At 59.8% G+C, this 16,911-nt stretch carries 13 protein-coding genes; 6 read left to right on the top strand and 7 right to left on the bottom strand.

Translation table 11 applies throughout. The annotated features are described in order from the left end of the window. The first annotated feature begins 84 nt into the window (after window positions 1-84). Together mmuP and mmuM are read left to right on the top strand one after the other, a co-directional pair. Window positions 85-1,491, top strand: coding sequence for an S-methylmethionine permease (mmuP, locus tag OQV00_RS21145; RefSeq protein WP_004858407.1), 1,407 nt, complete (start codon window positions 85-87; stop codon window positions 1,489-1,491). Further along, window positions 1,478-2,410 carry a homocysteine S-methyltransferase gene (mmuM, locus tag OQV00_RS21140; protein WP_004858411.1) on the top strand — a complete coding sequence of 311 codons (933 nt, stop codon included), beginning with the start codon at window positions 1,478-1,480 and terminating at the stop codon, window positions 2,408-2,410. Before mmuP ends, mmuM begins: the two co-directional genes overlap by 14 nt. Window positions 2,411-3,369: 959 nt before the next feature. On the opposite strand, the gene fbpC is transcribed toward mmuM, so the two are convergent. The 6 genes from fbpC to OQV00_RS21110 all read right to left on the bottom strand — a co-directional run bounded on the left by fbpC (window position 3,370) and on the right by OQV00_RS21110 (window position 11,169). Continuing rightward, window positions 3,370-4,416: a ferric ABC transporter ATP-binding protein gene (gene fbpC / locus OQV00_RS21135; protein ID WP_266279377.1), complete on the bottom strand. Its 1,047-nt coding sequence runs from the start codon at window positions 4,414-4,416 to the stop codon at window positions 3,370-3,372. An 11-nt stretch (window positions 4,417-4,427) separates the two neighbouring features. Further along, window positions 4,428-6,506: an ABC transporter permease gene (locus OQV00_RS21130; protein WP_004858419.1), complete on the bottom strand. Its 2,079-nt coding sequence runs from the start codon at window positions 6,504-6,506 to the stop codon at window positions 4,428-4,430. A 75-nt stretch (window positions 6,507-6,581) separates the two neighbouring features. Next, complete coding sequence (locus OQV00_RS21125) at window positions 6,582-7,613, bottom strand: ABC transporter substrate-binding protein (protein WP_266279375.1); 1,032 nt, start codon at window positions 7,611-7,613, stop codon at window positions 6,582-6,584. Then, window positions 7,613-8,914, bottom strand: a complete 1,302-nt coding sequence (gene uhpC, locus OQV00_RS21120; RefSeq protein WP_071359168.1) for an MFS transporter family glucose-6-phosphate receptor UhpC — start codon at window positions 8,912-8,914, stop codon at window positions 7,613-7,615. Before uhpC ends, OQV00_RS21125 begins: the two co-directional genes overlap by 1 nt. A gap of 84 nt (window positions 8,915-8,998) precedes the next feature. Further along, a complete protein-coding gene (locus OQV00_RS21115) occupies window positions 8,999-10,540 on the bottom strand; it encodes an MASE1 domain-containing sensor histidine kinase (protein ID WP_015585061.1) in 1,542 nt (513 codons plus the stop codon). Further along, complete coding sequence (locus OQV00_RS21110) at window positions 10,540-11,169, bottom strand: response regulator transcription factor (RefSeq protein WP_015585060.1); 630 nt, start codon at window positions 11,167-11,169, stop codon at window positions 10,540-10,542. Before OQV00_RS21110 ends, OQV00_RS21115 begins: the two co-directional genes overlap by 1 nt. Before the next feature lie 475 nt (window positions 11,170-11,644). Here OQV00_RS21110 and tauA point away from each other — a divergent pair, with 475 nt between their 5' ends. Genes tauA through tauD form a run of 4 tightly spaced genes read left to right on the top strand, consistent with a single transcriptional unit; the run spans window position 11,645 to window position 15,058 of the window. Then, complete coding sequence (gene tauA, locus OQV00_RS21105) at window positions 11,645-12,607, top strand: taurine ABC transporter substrate-binding protein (RefSeq protein WP_004858433.1); 963 nt, start codon at window positions 11,645-11,647, stop codon at window positions 12,605-12,607. An 11-nt stretch (window positions 12,608-12,618) separates the two neighbouring features. After that, a complete protein-coding gene (gene tauB / locus OQV00_RS21100; protein WP_004858436.1) occupies window positions 12,619-13,386 on the top strand; it encodes a taurine ABC transporter ATP-binding subunit in 768 nt (255 codons plus the stop codon). Beyond that, window positions 13,383-14,210: a taurine ABC transporter permease TauC gene (tauC, locus tag OQV00_RS21095; protein ID WP_004858438.1), complete on the top strand. Its 828-nt coding sequence runs from the start codon at window positions 13,383-13,385 to the stop codon at window positions 14,208-14,210. Before tauB ends, tauC begins: the two co-directional genes overlap by 4 nt. Next, window positions 14,207-15,058 carry a taurine dioxygenase gene (tauD, locus tag OQV00_RS21090; protein WP_004858441.1) on the top strand — a complete coding sequence of 284 codons (852 nt, stop codon included), beginning with the start codon at window positions 14,207-14,209 and terminating at the stop codon, window positions 15,056-15,058. The genes tauC and tauD overlap by 4 nt, the downstream gene beginning before the upstream one ends. A 103-nt stretch (window positions 15,059-15,161) precedes the next feature. Here the strand turns inward: tauD and olsF are convergent, their stop codons facing one another. Next, window positions 15,162-16,880: a bifunctional ornithine lipid synthase OlsF gene (olsF, locus tag OQV00_RS21085; RefSeq protein ID WP_015585058.1), complete on the bottom strand. Its 1,719-nt coding sequence runs from the start codon at window positions 16,878-16,880 to the stop codon at window positions 15,162-15,164. Between the last annotated feature and the right edge of the window lie 31 nt (window positions 16,881-16,911).

Raw genomic sequence — 16,911 nt, 5'->3', positions numbered from 1 at the left:
GCAGCACGCTTTGCATTTTAGCCATCGGCAGGGTATAACAGACCCTCTTTGGATGTTTAGATGTCCATACGTTTAGAAGGTAATATGCAAACAACACAACAAGAAGGTGGGCAGTTAAAGCGCACCATGAAGACGCGTCATCTGATTATGCTGTCGCTGGGTGGCGTCATTGGCACAGGGTTATTCTTTAATACCGGGTATATCATCTCCACGACCGGCGCTGCGGGTACGCTGCTGGCCTATCTGATCGGCGCGCTGGTGGTCTGGCTGGTGATGCAGTGTCTGGGCGAGCTGTCGGTGGCGATGCCGGAAACCGGTGCTTTTCACGTCTATGCCGCACGCTATCTCGGTCCGGCGACCGGTTATACCGTGGCATGGCTCTACTGGCTGACCTGGACGGTGGCGCTGGGTTCAAGTTTCACCGCCGCCGGGTTTTGCATGCAGTACTGGTTTCCGCAGGTGCCGGTGTGGATCTGGTGCGTCCTGTTTTGCGCGCTGATCTTTGGCCTTAACGTCATCTCCACACGCTTCTTCGCCGAAGGTGAATTCTGGTTTTCGCTGGTGAAAGTCGTCACCATCATTGCCTTTATTATTCTTGGCGGCGCCGCCATTTTTGGCTTTATTCCTATGCAGGATGGTTCACCGGCGCCGGGTCTGCACAACATCACCGCCGAAGGCTGGTTCCCCCACGGTGGATTGCCGATTCTGATGACCATGGTGGCAGTGAATTTCGCCTTCTCCGGTACTGAGCTTATCGGGATTGCCGCCGGCGAGACGCAAAACCCGCATCAGGTCATCCCGGTCGCTATCCGCACGACCATCGCGCGGCTGATTATCTTTTTTATCGGCACCGTTTTTGTGCTGGCGGCGCTGATCCCGATGCAGCAGGCGGGGGTGGAAAAAAGCCCGTTTGTGCTGGTGTTCGAGAAGGTGGGTATCCCCTATGCGGCGGACATTTTTAACTTTGTGATCCTCACGGCCATTCTCTCGGCGGCCAACTCCGGGCTGTATGCTTCCGGGCGGATGCTGTGGTCGCTGGCGAATGAAAAGACGCTGCCGGCCTGTTTTGCCAAAGTCAACAAGAACGGCGTGCCGCTGATCGCCCTGTCGGTCAGTATGCTGGGCGGCGTACTGGCGCTGTTTTCCAGCGTGGTGGCGCCGGATACGGTCTTTGTTGCGCTGTCGGCTATCTCCGGCTTTGCGGTGGTGGCGGTCTGGCTAAGCATCTGCGCATCGCACTTTATGTTCCGCCGCCGCCACCTCCAGCAGGGGAAAGCGCTGAGCGAACTACACTATCGCGCCCCGTGGTACCCGCTGGTGCCGGTGCTGGGCTTTATTTTGTGTCTGGTGGCCTGCATTGGTCTCGCCTTTGACCCCAGCCAGAGAATTGCGCTGTGGTGCGGGATTCCGTTCGTCGCCCTGTGTTATGGTGCGTACTACCTGACTCGTTCACGGGCATTGACCCAGGAGCCTCAACATGTCGCAGAATAATCCGTTAACCGCCATCCTGGACGCACAGCCCTTTATTTTGCTGGACGGCGCGATGGCGACGGAGCTGGAAGCGCGCGGCTGCAATCTTGCCGACAGCCTGTGGTCGGCGAAAGTGCTGGTCGACAACCCGGAACTTATCCGCGAAGTCCATCTGGATTACTTTCGCGCCGGTGCGCAGGTGGCGATTACCGCCAGCTATCAGGCTACTCCGGCGGGGTTTGCCGCCCGCGGGCTGGATGAAGCGCAGTCGAAGGCGCTGATCGGTAAAAGCGTTGAACTGGCGCGCAAGGCACGGGAAGCGTATCTGGCGGAGAACCCGCAGGCGGGCACGCTGCTGGTTGCCGGTTCAGTCGGGCCGTACGGCGCGTTCCTGGCGGACGGTTCGGAGTATCGTGGCGATTATGTCCGTAGCCACGAAGAGTTTCAGGCGTTCCACCGTCCGCGGGTGGAAGCGCTGCTCGACGCCGGGGCCGATCTGCTGGCCTGTGAAACCATGCCCGGCTTTGCCGAGATTAAGGCGCTGGCTGAGCTGTTGAGTACCTATCCTCGTGCGCGGGCGTGGTTCTCGTTTACCCTGCGCGATGCGCAGCATCTCAGCGACGGGACGCCGCTGCGGGAAGTGATTTCCATACTGGCAAACTACCCGCAGATTGTGGCGCTGGGCATTAACTGTATTGCGCTGGAAGAGACCACCGCGGCGCTGGAGCATCTGCATAGCCTGACGGCGCTGCCGCTGGTGGTCTACCCCAACTCCGGCGAGCATTATGACCCGGTGAGCAAAACCTGGCATCACCACGGCGAAGCGTGTGAAACGCTGGCGGGATATTTACCTCGATGGCTGGCCGCAGGGGCGAAGCTGATTGGCGGCTGTTGCCGGACGACGCCGAAGGATATTGCTGAGCTGAACGCGCAGCGCTGAGTGGGCGCCGGGTGGCGCTGCGCTTACCCGGCCTACAAGGTATCCGAACTCCCATGCGCAGATGGCGCTGCGCTTACCCGGTCTACAAGGTATCCGAACTCCCATGCGCAGGTGGCGCTTTGCTTACCCGACCGGCAAGGTATCCGAACCGTAGGCCGGGTAAGGCGTAAGCCGCCACCCGGCATCCGTCACGCCGCATCGGCCAGCACAAACATCCGGTCCGGGTGGATTTCGAGGTCATCCGGTTGCAGGACCCCATGCGCAGGCGGCGCTTTGCTTACCCGACCGGCAAGGTATCCAAACCGTAGGCCGGGTAAGGCGTAAGCCGCCACCCGGCATCCGTCACGCCGCATCGGCCAGCACAAACATCCGGTCCGGGTGGATTTCGAGGTCATCCGGTTGTAGGACCCCATGCGCAGATGGCGCTGTGCTTACCCGACCGGCAAGGTATCCGAACCGTAGGCCGGGTAAGGCGTAAGCCGCCACCCGGCATCCGTCACGCCGCATCGGCCAGCACAAACATCCGGTCCGGGTGGATTTCGAGGTCATCCGGTTGCAGGACCCCATGCGCAGGCGGCGCTTTGCTTACCCGACCGGCAAGGTATCCAAACCGTAGGCCGGGTAAGGCGTAAGCCGCCACCCGGCATCCGTTACGCCGCATCGGCCAGCACAAACATCCGGTCCGGGTGGATTTCGAGGTCATCCGGTTGCAGAACCCCATGCGCAGGCGGCGCTGCGCTTACCCGACCGGCAAGGTATCCGAACCGTAAGCCGGGTAAGGCGTAAGTCGCCACCCGGCATCCGTTACGCCGCATCGGCCAGCACAAACATCCGGTCCGGGTGGATTCCGGGGTCATCCGGTATCCGAACTCCCATGCGCAGGCGGCGCTGCGCTTACCCGACCGGCAAGGTATCCGAACCGTAGGCCGGGTAAGGCGTAAGCCGCCACCCGGCATCCGTTACGCCGCATCGGCCAGCACAAACATCCCGTACGAGTGGATTTCGAGGTAATACTGCTCCCCGACATCCGGCTGCAGCCGCGTCGCGTTCACCTGCAGCAAAATTTCCTGCCCGTGCCACTCCACCGTCACCTCATACTGCGGTCCCATATAGGCCACGTGGCGGATGGTGCAGCGCTGGCTCTCCTCGCCGCGATCGCTCAGGGTAATCGCCTCCGGACGTACGCCGACGCTGCCTTCGCCCTGGGCGGCAAAATGCAGCGGTCTCGGCAGCCGATAGCCATAAATATCGACAAAATCCTCGCTGAAGGCGGCCGGGAACAGGTTGGCGTCGCCCATAAAGCTCGCCATAAAGCGCGACGCGGGCTGGCGGTAAAGATCCTGCGGCGAGCCGATCTGCATGATATGACCTTTATTCATCACCAGCACGGTATCGGAAACCGCAAAGGCTTCGCTCTGATCGTGGGTCACGTACAGCGAGGTGATATCAAACTGTTTTTGCAGTTCGCGGATCTTATCGCGCATGCTGCGCCTGAGGTTGGCGTCGAGGTTACTCAACGGCTCATCAAATAGCAGCACCTTCGGCTTGAGGATCAGGGCGCGCGCCAGCGCCACGCGCTGCTGCTGACCGCCGGAGATCTGATCGACATAGCGGTCTTCGAATCCTTCCAGATCCACCATCGCCAGCGCCTCTTTCACCCGCGCTTTCACGTCGCTGCGCGACACGCCAAGCATCTTCAGACCGTAGCCGACGTTATCCCCCAGCGACATGTGCGGGAACAGGGCATAAGACTGAAACACCATGCAGATGTCGCGTTGCTGAATCGAGCGATGGGTAACGTCCTCACCATCAATGAAAATCTGTCCTTCGCTCGGTTTTTCCAGCCCGGCCACCAGGCGCAGAATAGTCGTCTTACCGCAGCCGGAAGGGCCGAGCAGCGTCACCATTTGCCCCTGCGGAATGGTGAGATTGATAGTGTCGATAACCATGTTGCTGCCGAATCGCTTGGTGACGTTGCGCAGCTCAACAAAATTTTTCTGACTCATAGTGCGCTCCATTACGCCTGGTTTTTGGCTTTTGAACGGGAGATACGCGCTTCCCCGATCAGCCAGTCAAAGATGAAAATAATCGCCAGCATCACCACGATCAGAATCGAACCGTAGGCGATCGCCACGCCGTATTCGCCGTCTTCCACGCGGTTCAGAATGTAGGCCGTCGCCACGCGGGTATCCGGCGTCACGAGGAACACAATGGCGCTGACGGTAGTAATGGCGCGCACAAAGCTGTAGATCAGCGCCGACAAAATAGCCGGGCGCAGCAGCGGCAGCAGAATGTGCGTAATGGTGCGCAGGCTTCCGGCGCGCAGGCTGAGCGAGGCTTCATCCAGCGATTTATCGATCTGGCCTAAGCCGGCAATGCCCGCCCGAATGCCCACCGGCACGTTACGCATCACCATTGAGATAATCACAATCGCCGCCGTTCCGGTGAGGTACACCGGCGCGCTGTTAAAGGCGAGAATATAGGAGACGCCCGCCACGGTGCCCGGTACCGCGAAGCACAGCATGGTGGTGAACTCGATGGTCTTTTTGCCCTTAAATTGCTGGCGCACCACGACCCAGGCGATCAACAGGCCGAAGGCGGCGGTGATCGGCGCGGCGATCCCGGCGTAGAGCAGGGTGTCGAGTAGCGAAGGCCACGCCCCGTCGCTCATGCCCTGACCGAACAACTTGATAAAATTATCCAGCGTCAGGGTGTAGTCCACGCCCCAGTTGACGGTGAAGCTGCCGTAGAAAATGCTGCCGTAGAGCAGGGCGTTGAAGGCTACCCACACCGCCAGAATGGCGATCACGCTCCACACCAGGGTCACCGGCAGCGGCTGCACGTCGCCGCGATAGGACTTACCGGAGACCGTGACGTAGGAGCGCTTGCCGATCCACATATACTGAATACAGAACACCAGCAGGGAGAACAGCAGCAGGAACGCGCCCAGCGTGCTCGCCGCCTGATAATCGAGCTGTGAACCGGTGATGTAGAAGTAGATCTGCGTTGCCAGCACGTCGAAGTTGCCGCCGAGCACCAGCGGGTTGCTGAAGTCGGCCAGCGACTGGACGATGACGATCAAAAACGCATTCGCCAGCGCCGGTTTCAGCAGCGGGACGAAGACGCCGTTAAAGGTCTGCCAGCGGCTGGCGCGCAGGGTGTACGACGCCTCCTCCAGCGACGGATGGATAGTCTTAATCGCGCCGTCGAGGATCATAAACGCCATTGGGGTGAAGGCCAGCACCTGCGCTAACCAGATACCGGTAAACCCGTACAGCCAGTTGGTGTTGGTTAAGCCGAACCACTCCACCATAAACTCGGTGACATAGCCGGAACGGCCCATCATCAGGGTTACGCCGAGGCCGACGACGAACGGCGGGGTGACGATGGGCAGAATCGAGAAGATGCGGCCAATAACGGCGCTGCGTCTGGCGATGCGGGTGGTGTAAATCGCCAGTACCAGCCCGAAGAAGGTGCAGCCGATGCCTACCGCAATCGACAGGGCGATGGAGTTGAGGATCACCTGGACAATATGCGCCTGCGACAGCACGGCCATAAACGCCAGCGGCGCGAACTCGCCGGCGTCGTTGGTGAACATCGGGATAAAAATGGCGATGCTCGGCCAGACGATAAAGACGCCAATTAACGCGACGATGGTGACCAGCGAACCAATCACAAAGCGGTCGCCGCCCAGCCATTCAAGGCGGGTGAGCGCCAGTGTCATGATAGCGCCCAGCGCGACAAACAGCACGATGGTGGCGTAGCCTAACCCACGACCTTCAACGGTGGCGCTGATGACGATAAACGCCATACATAACAGCGCCCAGCCCGCGTCGAGGTAGTGGCGGCCGCGCTGCTCCCGCGCCGCTTCCTGCCATGGACGAATCAGCAGCAGGCTCGGCAACAGATACCACAGCCAGCTGATATTGAACTGTGACCAGCCGTAGGCCGCGACGATTTCATCGCGCGTGGACTCCAGCAGACCGTAATCCAGGCTCCAGCTTGGCAGCAGGGCGAACGCCAGCCAGCCAAACAAAACCCAAAGGAATATCGCATCCCGTTTTTTCACGGGATGGAGTGCAAGTGTGTGTGACATAGCGGTTCCGGTGTTGAGGAAGGTATTGGCCGGGCAGGGCGAAGCCGCCGCCCGGCATTAACCGCAAGAGTGGGCTTATTTACCCATCTTCACTTCGCTGACCCATTTATTGATCAGCGCTTTACGCACGTCGGTTGAGCCGTATTTATCCATGTCGTAGTTGATAAGCTTCAGGTCGTCGAGCTTCAGCGAGTTCGGCGAGGTTTCGGCGGTGGTGTTGGTCAGGATCTGATAAGACTTGCCTTTTTTCCACGCCAGCTCCTGGGCATCTTTCGACAACACCCAGTCGACAAACAGCCTGGCGTTGTCGAGGTTGCGCGCGCCCTTCAGAATACTGACGCCGCCAATTTCATAGCCGGTGCCTTCGCAGGGAGAGATCAGCTCCAGCGGTGCGCCCTGTTCTTTTTCCAGCGAGTAGTCGTGCAGGAAGCCGATGCCGATGGCCGTTTCACCACGGGCGGCGTTACGCGCCGGGGCGATACCGGATTTGGTGTACTGAGAGACGTTGGCGTTGAGCTGTTTCAGGTAATCAAAGGCCTGATCTTCTCCCCACAGCTGGGCGAAGGTCGCCAGCGCGGTATAGGCGGTGCCGGAGCTTTGCGGGTCGGCGATCTGGATTTCGCCTTTGTATTCCGCTTTGGTCAGATCCTTCCAGTATTTTGGCACCGGCAGATTTTTCTCTTTCAGGCGCTGGGTATTCACGCCGAAGCCGAGGATGCCGACGTACACCGCCGAAGAGTAGTTGCCTTTCAGCTTCGCCGGATCGCGGAACTGCTCCATCACCTGCGTAAGATTCGGCGACTGATAGGGTTGCAGCAGGCCCATTTCACCGGCCTGGGACTGCGGATCGAGGGTGCCGCCGTACCAGACATCGGCCTGCGGGTTTTTCTTCTCGGCATCGACCTTCGCCAGCGTGCTACCGGAACCGTTGCGGATAAACGAGGTTTTCACATCATATTTGTCGCCGAAGGCTTTAGTCTCGGCTTCACACATTTCGTTGGTGGCGCTGCAGTAGACCACCAGTCGACCTTTGGCGTGCGCCGCGCCGCTTAGCGTCGCCAGCGCAATGCCGGAAGCAATCAGGGTAGTGACCAGCGTTTTTTTCATTATTTTATCCTTTGAGCAGCAGAGGTAGTAATGCTCGCCATCAGCAGCGGCATCAGCAATAAACCCATCAGTACCGCGGCGACCGAGAGCAAACTGAACATGCCCGGCCAGCCGTAGCGTTCAATGACCAGCGACAGAGGCCAGCCCGCCAGCGCTGCCCCCAGATAGGCGAACAGGCCGAGAAAACCCGTAATCGAACCCGCCGCCGCTTTGTGTCCGCACTCCACCGCCGCGAGGCCAATCAACATTTGCGGGCCAAAGACGAAAAAGCCCACCGTAAAGAAACAGACCGCCAGCAGCGCGTAGTGATGCACCGGGGCCAGCCAGAGGGCGGCGACGGAGACCATCAGCCCCAGCGTGAAAAGCAAAATCATCGGCGCCCGCTGGCCGCTGAACAGCAGATCCGAGCCCCAACCGGCGAACAGTGCGCCAAGCAGCCCGCCCGCTTCAAACAACATGACCGTGGCATTGGCGCTGAGCAAATTGACGCCGTGGCTCTCCGTCAGCCAGATGTTGCCCCAGTCGTTGAGCGCAATGCGGATCAGGTAGACCAGCACGTAAGAGACGCCCAGCAGCCAGATCATGGAGTTCTTCAGCATCGTGGTCCGCAACATCTGCCATAGCCCCATCGGCGGGCTTTGCTGCTCCTGCCGCAGTTCCAGCGGATCCTGGCGCCAGGCGCCCACTGACGGCAGTCCCTCTTCCTGAGGCGTCCCTTTCAGCTGCAGCGTTAACCCGATCCCCAATGCCATGCTGATAATCCCCGGTGTCAGCATCGCCGCCTGCCAGCCCCACCAGTGGGCGGCAAAGGCGCTAATCAGGGGGATAATCGCCCCACCGATATTGATCGACATATTCCAGCACCCCCACCAGAAACCGCGTTCGTTGCGCGAATACCAGTGGGTCAGCAGGCGGGCGCAGGGGGGCCATCCCCAGCCCTGGAAAAATCCGTTCAGCGACCAGACCGCCAGCAGCAGCATCAGCGACTCGCCAAAGGCGAACACCACGTTCAGCAGGCCGGTAGCGAACAGGCCAACGCCCATAAACCAGCGCTGCCCGTGGCTGTCGTGCCACAGCCCGGCGGTAAACTTCGACACGCCGTAGGCCAGATAAAACAGCGACCCCAGCAGGCCGATATCGCCTTTATCCAGCCCCAGATCCGTTTGCAGCGCCGGCAGTACGTAGTTGACGCTTTTACGCGTCAGGTAAAACGCGGCATAGCCGATCACCATGTACATCAGCAGCTGTGGACGCAGCGTCCGGTAATGTTGATTGATGTCGGTTGCTGAGCGTGCGTGCATAGCCGTCTCCGTTTTGCTGACTATAAGAAAGTGAATTCGAAAGGGGATGAGAGAAAGTCCGCAGTGGCTAAGACTTTTTCCTGGTTAGCAGGCTGTTTGTTGCAAATTTGTGGGCAGGTTAACAATTACCCGCGTCCCGCGCTGCGATTCCAGCGTCAGCTCGCCGCCCAGGGCGCTGACCCGCTCGCGCATGCCCTGGATACCGAATCCGGCAATTTTGTCTGGGCTGATACCGACGCCGTTATCCTTCACTTCGAGGCGCAGCCGCGTCCCCTGCTGAAACAGGGCAATGGCGACCTCGCTGGCGTCGGCGTGTTTACAGACGTTATTGAGCAACTCCTGCAGCAACCGATAGAGGGTGAAACGCACCGTTTCGCTCTCCGGGGTGGCGGTAAGCTGGTAGTCAAAATGGCAGCGGATACCGCGCTCGGCAAAGGCAAACTCATTGAGCAGATGGTGCAGCGCCTCTTTAAACGACAGTTCGTCGAGCGCCGGGGGACGCAGCTGGCGCAGCAGCTGGCGGGTGGAGTGGTGAATACGCCGGGCGAGCTCGTTAATCTGGCTGGCGGCGGCCTGGCTCTGCGCCGGATCGCGCGCCCGTTTTACCAGCTGCGACTGGATCTGAATGGCGGTGATGTTCTGGCCTATTTCGTCATGCAGTTCGCGCGCCAGGCTTTTGCGGGTGTCCTCTTCGGTGTGGATCAGCTTTTCGGTCAGCGCCCGTCGCGCCGCCAGCTCCGTTTCCAGCCGCTGGCGGTAGTGGTGCAGGTTTTGCGCCAGATGCTGCTGACGGCTGATGGCAATGCCCAGCCCGATGCCGAGCAGCGCCTGAGTCGCCAGAAAAATTTCCAGCTCCACCAGATTACTGAATCCGACGCCAACCTGGCGGGCGATAGTGATCATCATGCTGCCCAGCAGGCCAGAGAGGACGCCGCCCTGCCAGCCGAACTTCCACGCCATCACCACGTTTGGCAAAAACACCACAATTAACAGCAGGCGCTCGATTTCCGGCGACAGCACCATCTGGGTGCCGATGCCGATGATAAAGAACAGACTGCACCAGATGATTAACGAAGTGCGCAACGGCGGGTTGTTGGTATCCAGCCCCAGCAGGTGGTAGCGGTGTTGCTGGCGCAGGAATTCAAAAATCAGATAGACAAACGGCGTCAGCAGCACGCCGCCGGTAAACGAGGCCAGACCGAGCATCATCGCCGGGCTTTTGACAAACGACGAGAGCAGGGCGGTGTTGAGTAATGCGCTGGCGGTCACCGTGGCCAGCAGCAGCGTCAGCCGCTGCCAGTAGAGAGGAAAACGATGCCAGAACTGTTGAGCGAGAGCGGCAGGGAGCAGGCTAATCAACGGCGCGGCCAGCAGAATATAACCGTTCAGCAGCTGTTCGCTGCGCAGCCAGAGCAGCATCAGCAGAGGGGGGATCACTAGCGCGGGCCAGTAGCGGCGCGAAAGCAGGATCAGCAGCGCCAGATAGACGCCGTGCGGCAGGAACAGCGCCGCCTGCTGGCCGTTATGGGTCAGATAAAACCCGAGCGTCCACAGCATCAGCCAGCCGGTTCCCCAGGCCAGCACAATGAACAGCGAAATGACCCCGTGGCGAAGGCTGCGCGACATTAATGCCCTGCCAGCAGCTGGTGGTCGAGCGCGAAGTGCACCAGTTCGATGGTGCTTTGGCAGTGCAATTTGCCCAGCACGTTGGCGCGATGGACATGCACCGTTTTGTGGCTGAGATCGAGCTTGAAGGCAATTTCTTTTACGCTATCGCCTTTGACCAGTAAATCAAACACTTCACGTTCACGCGGGGTGAGTCCCTCCAGCACCCTCGCCGGTTGTTCACCGCCGCGCAGCGCCCGCAGCGCATCGGCGCACAGGTAGTGTCCGCCCATGCCGACAGAACGGACCGCCTGCACTAACTCTTCCGGGCCGCAACGCTTGGTCAGATAGCCGCTGGCGCCCGCATCGAGTGCGCTCTGTACAAAAGTCGGGGTGTCATAAATGCTGAGAATAATGGCGCGAAACTGCGGTTTTTGCGCGCGCAGGCGCTTGAGCAGACTCAGACCGTTTTCATCCGGCATGGCGATATCCATGACCGCCACGTTGACGTCGTCGCGTAATAACGCCGGCCAGGCTTCCGCCGCGCTGCTGAACTGGCCAACGATGTCGAGATCCTCTTCGAGACTGAGTAGCTGCGCAAAACCGGAGCGCACCACCACATGGTCATCGACCAGCACAACACGAATCATATTCATACTCTCATAGCGAATCATGGTTGTATGATGCCTGCCGCCGCTGCGCTGGCAATCTCCGGGGTGCGGATATGTAACGAATGTAACGAAATCTTAATACACGTCATCCTTCAAGCTGCCGCTTTGTGGGCTGTAGATTACTCGGCCCGCCCCTTACGAGGCCGCTGCGAGCAGCGTTCAAATCCGCTCCCGCAGATTTGTCAGAAACCCCGGTCACATCGTTATCTATGCTCCAGGGATTGTATGAGAGGCATCCCAGCTTCTCTTCGGGGGCAGCCTGCGGCTGTACAAATTCGTTCCCGACGGATTTGTCGTTCCCTTGCCGCCTCGACGCATCTTGAATGGTTTTGTGTATAAGCATTGCCGCTTTTTTTCTAAAAACACTTTGTTCTTAGCAAGAATTTTTAATTACTTCATCAAATGCATCGCGGCGGAAATACTGCACCCATAACAACTATGGGAAGCAGACACTATGGCACTATCATCGCGTATTACACTCATTGCCGCACTGGCACTGGCCGCATTCCAGGCGCAGGCGGTCAACGTCACCGTCGCGTATCAGACTTCCGCTGAGCCGGCGAAAGTCGCCCAGGCGGATAACACCTTTGCCAAAGCGAGCGGCGCAACCGTTGACTGGCGCAAATTCGATAGTGGCTCGAGCATCGTGCGGGCGCTGGCATCCGGCGATGTGCAAATCGGCAACCTCGGTTCCAGCCCGCTGGCGGTCGCCGCCACGCAACAGGTGCCGATTGAAGTGTTCCTGCTGGCGTCAAAGCTCGGAAACTCTGAAGCGCTGGTGGTGAAAAAGAGCATCAGCAAACCGCAAGACCTGATCGGTAAACGCATTGCGGTACCGTTTATCTCCACAACCCATTACAGCCTGCTGTCGGCGCTCAAACACTGGGGCATTAAGCCGGGCCAGGTGCAGATTATCAACCTGCAGCCGCCGGCGATTATTGCCGCCTGGCAGCGCGGAGACATTGACGGCGCCTATGTCTGGGCCCCGGCGGTGAACGAACTGGAAAAAGAGGGCAAAGTGCTGACCGATTCATCCCAGGTGGGAGAGTGGGGCGCGCCGACGCTGGATGTCTGGGTGGTACGCAAAGATTTTGCCGAGAAACACCCTGAGATTGTGAAAGCTTTTGCGAAAAGCGCGATCGATGCCCAGCAACCGTACATTGCCAATCCGGATGCGTGGCTGAAGCAGCCGGATAATATCAGCAAGCTGTCGCGCCTGAGCGGCGTGCCGGATGCCGATGTGCCGGGGCTGGTAAAAGGCAATACCTATCTCACCGCCGCGCAGCAGGCCCAGGAGCTGAATGGTCCGGTGAATCAAGCGATCGTCGACACCGCGAAGTTCCTCAAAGAGCAGGGCAAAGTCCCGACGGCCGGCACCGACTACAGCCAGTACGTCACCGACCGTTTTGTGAAGTAAAGGAGGCCACGATGCTGCAAATCTCGCATCTTTCCGCCGACTACGGCGGTAAACCGGCGCTGGCGGATATCAACCTGACGCTGGACAGCGGCGAATTGCTGGTGGTCCTCGGACCCTCCGGCTGCGGTAAAACCACGCTGCTGAACCTGATTGCCGGATTCGTGCCTTATCAGCACGGCAGCATCACCCTCGAAGGCCAGCGGGTAGAAGGGCCGGGCGCCGAGCGCGGCGTGGTGTTTCAGCATGAAGGGTTGCTGCCCTGGCGCAACGTACAGGATAACGTCGCGCTGGGACTCCAGCTGGCGGGCGTGGACAAAGCTGCTCGCCGGGAAACCGCGGTGCGGATGCTGAAGAAAGTGGGCCTCGAAGGAGCGGAAAAGCGCTTTATCTGGCAGCTCTCCGGCGGCCAGCGCCAGCGGGTCGGCATTGCCAGAGCGCTGGCGGCAAACCCGCAGCTGCTGTTGCTGGATGAGCCGTTTGGCGCGCTGGATGCCTTCACCCGCGAGCAGATGCAAACCCTGCTGCTTAGCCTGTGGCACGAGACCGGCAAACAGGTACTGCTGATTACGCATGACATTGAAGAGGCTGTATTTATGGCCACCGAACTGGTGCTGCTGTCGCCGGGGCCGGGCCGGGTGCTGGAGCGGCTGCCGCTGAATTTTGGTCGCCGCTTTATCGCCGGCGAATCCTGCCGCAGCATTAAATCTGACCCGCAGTTTATCGCACAGCGTGAATATGTCCTGAGCCGGGTATTTGAACAACGGGAGGCCTTCTCATGAGCGTGGTGATTAATGACAAACCCCAGCCGCGGACGCTGAAGTGGCGCTGGCCGCTCTCCCGCCAGCTGACGCTGAGTTTCGCCACGCTGGCGGTGCTGCTGGCGATCTGGTGGGGCGTGACCGCCCTGCAGCTGATTAGCCCGCTGTTTCTTCCGCCGCCGCAGCAGGTATTACAGAAACTGATCGTCATTGCCGGCCCGCAGGGCTTTATGGATGCCACGCTCTGGCAACATCTGGCGGCGAGCCTGACACGGATCGCGGTCGCCCTGGTTGCGGCGACGATCCTTGGCGTGCCGGTCGGGATCGCAATGGGCCTGAGCCCGACGATCCGCGGGATTCTCGATCCGCTGATCGAACTGTATCGACCGGTGCCGCCGCTGGCCTGGCTGCCGCTGGTGATCATTTGGTTCGGCATTGGCGAAACGCCAAAAATATTACTGATTTATCTCGCGATTTTTGCGCCAGTGGTGATGTCGACGTTGGCGGGGGTGAAAAGCGCCCAGCAGGTACGGATTCGCGCCGCGCAATCTTTAGGCGCCAGCCGGGCGCAGGTGCTGTGGCTGGTGATTTTGCCCGGCGCATTACCGGAAATTCTCACCGGCCTGCGTATCGGGCTCGGGGTGGGCTGGTCAACGCTGGTGGCCGCCGAACTGATTGCCGCCACCCGCGGATTAGGTTTTATGGTGCAGTCCGCCGGTGAGTTTCTCGCCACCGATGTGGTGCTGGCCGGGATCGCGGTGATTGCGATCATCGCCTTTTTACTGGAACTGGGGCTGCGCGCGTTGCAGCGTCGCCTGACGCCCTGGCATGGAGAAGTACAATGAGCGAACGTTTAAGCATTACCCCGCTGGGGCCATATATTGGCGCGCAGGTTTCCGGCGTCGACATTACCCGCCCGCTGAGCGACAACCAGTTTGAGCAGCTGTATCACGCGGTATTGCGCCATCAGGTCGTGTTCCTTCGCGAGCAGAACATTACGCCCGAGCAGCAGCGGGATCTCGCCCTGCGCTTTGGCGACCTGCATATTCATCCGGTTTATCCCCATGCGCCGGGCGTCGATGAGATTATCGTTCTCGATACCCACGACGATAATCCGCCGGATAACGATAACTGGCACACCGATGTCACCTTTATTGCGACGCCGCCCGCCGGGGCGATCCTGGCGGCAAAAGAGCTGCCTTCAACCGGCGGCGATACTCTGTGGACCAGCGGCGTTGCGGCGTATGAGGCGCTCTCTGAGCCTGTGCGCCAGCTGCTAAGCGGCCTGCGGGCGGAGCATGATTTTCGTAAATCGTTCCAGGAGTATAAATACCGCAAAACCGAAGAGGAGCATCGGCGCTGGCTGGAGGCGGTTGCGAAAAACCCGCCGCTGCTGCACCCGGTGGTGCGCACCCACCCGGTGACCGGCAAACAGGCGCTGTTTGTCAATGAGGGGTTCACCACCCGCATTGTCGACGTGACGGAAAAAGAGAGCGAGGCGCTGCTCGGCTTCCTGTTCGCCCACGTCACAAAGCCGGAGTTTCAGGTACGCTGGCGCTGGCAGCCGAACGACGTGGCGATTTGGGATAACCGCGTCACCCAGCACTACGCCAACGCCGATTACCTGCCGCAGCGGCGCATTATGCACCGGGCGACGATTCTCGGGGATAAGCCCTATTACCGGGCGGGGTAATTTCTGTCACCCGGCTAAGGCGCAACGCGCCGCAGGCCGGGAGATAACGCGCGATAAATGCGCGCCGATTTAGTGCTGATAGCGCGCCTCCGGGAAGAGGTCTTTATGCCGATTTTTGCCCGTCTAAATGCACCCCAATATAGCGCTGATAGCGGTTGGCCTTCAGATAGGTCAAATCTACCAGCACCAGACCATCCACGCAGTTGTTGAAATCCGGGTCGCTGCCGAAATCGATAAACTGCACGCCGCCAGGCTCGCAGACTTCCGAATACTGCTTATACAGCGGCGGGATCGCGCAGCCGAGGTTGCCGAGCAGGGATTTCAACCGCGCCAGGTCGTCGTTGTAATCTTCCCCGCCAAACTGCGCCAGCACATCCGGTAGGGAGGCAGGATAAGGGCGACGGGATTCCGCCAGCGGATGCGTCGCCGGGAACCACAGACGGTAGAATGCCACCAGCAGATCGCGAGCCGCGGGCGGCAGGCCGCCGGAAATGGAGACCGGGCCGAACAGATAGCGATAGTGCGGGTAGCGCGCCAGCCAGGCCCCGATGCCGCACCACAGATAATCCAGCCCCCGACGCCCCCAGTAGCGCGGCTGAATAAAGCTCCGACCCAGTTCAATCCCGTGGGTGAGGATATCCTCCATCCGCGCGTCGTAGTGAAACAGGCTGTAGCTATAGATCCCTTCCAGGCCGCGTTTTTCCAGCTGCATGGCGGTAGGCATAAAGCGATAGGCGCCGACGATTTCCAGGTCCTCTTCGTCCCACAGAATCAGGTGCAGGTAATCGTCATCATAGCTGTCAACGTCGCGGCGTTTGCCGCTGCCTTCGCCCACCGCGCGAAAGGCAATCTCGCGCAGGCGGCCCAGCTCGCGCAGCAGCGGCGCATCTTCCTTACCGTCGCGCTGCCACAGATAGATGATTTTGCCATCTGCCGTGCGCCCGAGGCACTCCGCCTGGCTGAGCTCGCGCTTAAGCAGGGCGCGATCCTCGGGACGGGCAATGGCGCTTTCTGTTTTAAATACCCCCGGCATCCCTTTGCCCAGCCGCTCAACGTGGCGATAGAAGCGATCCGCCAGTTCGCGCGGAGGCGTTTGCGCGCTGTACCACGAGGACCAGGCAATCTGTTGACCGATAGCGATCGGCAGGCTGCTGTTACGCCGGCGGAACATTTGCTGCATCAGTAGCAGCAGCGGCAGATTGTCGGAGAGCAGAGTGCTGGCGTAAAACAGCGCGCTGTTGTGCGCCCGGATCCATACCGGCAGCAGCGGGGCGCGGTACCTGGTCGCCAGTTTGATAAAGCCAGAGTGCCATTTTTTATCGCGGATCCCCCGGCGCGTCGGGCGTGAGACTTCTCCCGCAGGGAAAAAGATCAGCACGCCGCCGTTCTGCAGCTGGTTATCCATCTGTTGCAGCGCAGTTTTGGCGGTACGGCCGTTGATATTGTCAACGGGAATAAACAGCGAGCTCAGCGGTTCAAGATGGGTTAACAGGCGGTTAGTCACGACTTTGACATCGCGGCGCACGCGGGAAACGGCATAGAGTAACGCCAGGCCGTCAAGCGTGCCGGTGGGGTGGTTAGCGACGATCACCAGCGGACCGTGTTCAGGGATTTGTTCCAGATCGTGTGCCGGGATGGCGCAGCGGATATTGAGATGTTCGAGCACCTGTTCGACCGTATCAAGCCCTTTCAGGTGGCGATGGCGAGCGGCAAATTGTTGAAACTCTTCCTCATGGAGTAATTTTCTGAGTAGTTTTTTTTGCCAGGGGGCAGGCCTCGCCTGAGGCCACAGGTCGTCGAGTACATTGTCGAGACTAAACATAGCGCTTCCTCCTCCGTCCTGCCCAGACAGT

This window comes from Klebsiella sp. DY2415, assembly GCF_026314315.1.
Classification (GTDB): domain Bacteria; phylum Pseudomonadota; class Gammaproteobacteria; order Enterobacterales; family Enterobacteriaceae; genus Klebsiella; species Klebsiella ornithinolytica.
Note: the sequence above shows the minus strand (reverse complement) of the source record. Positions and strands in the feature narration are given on the sequence as shown.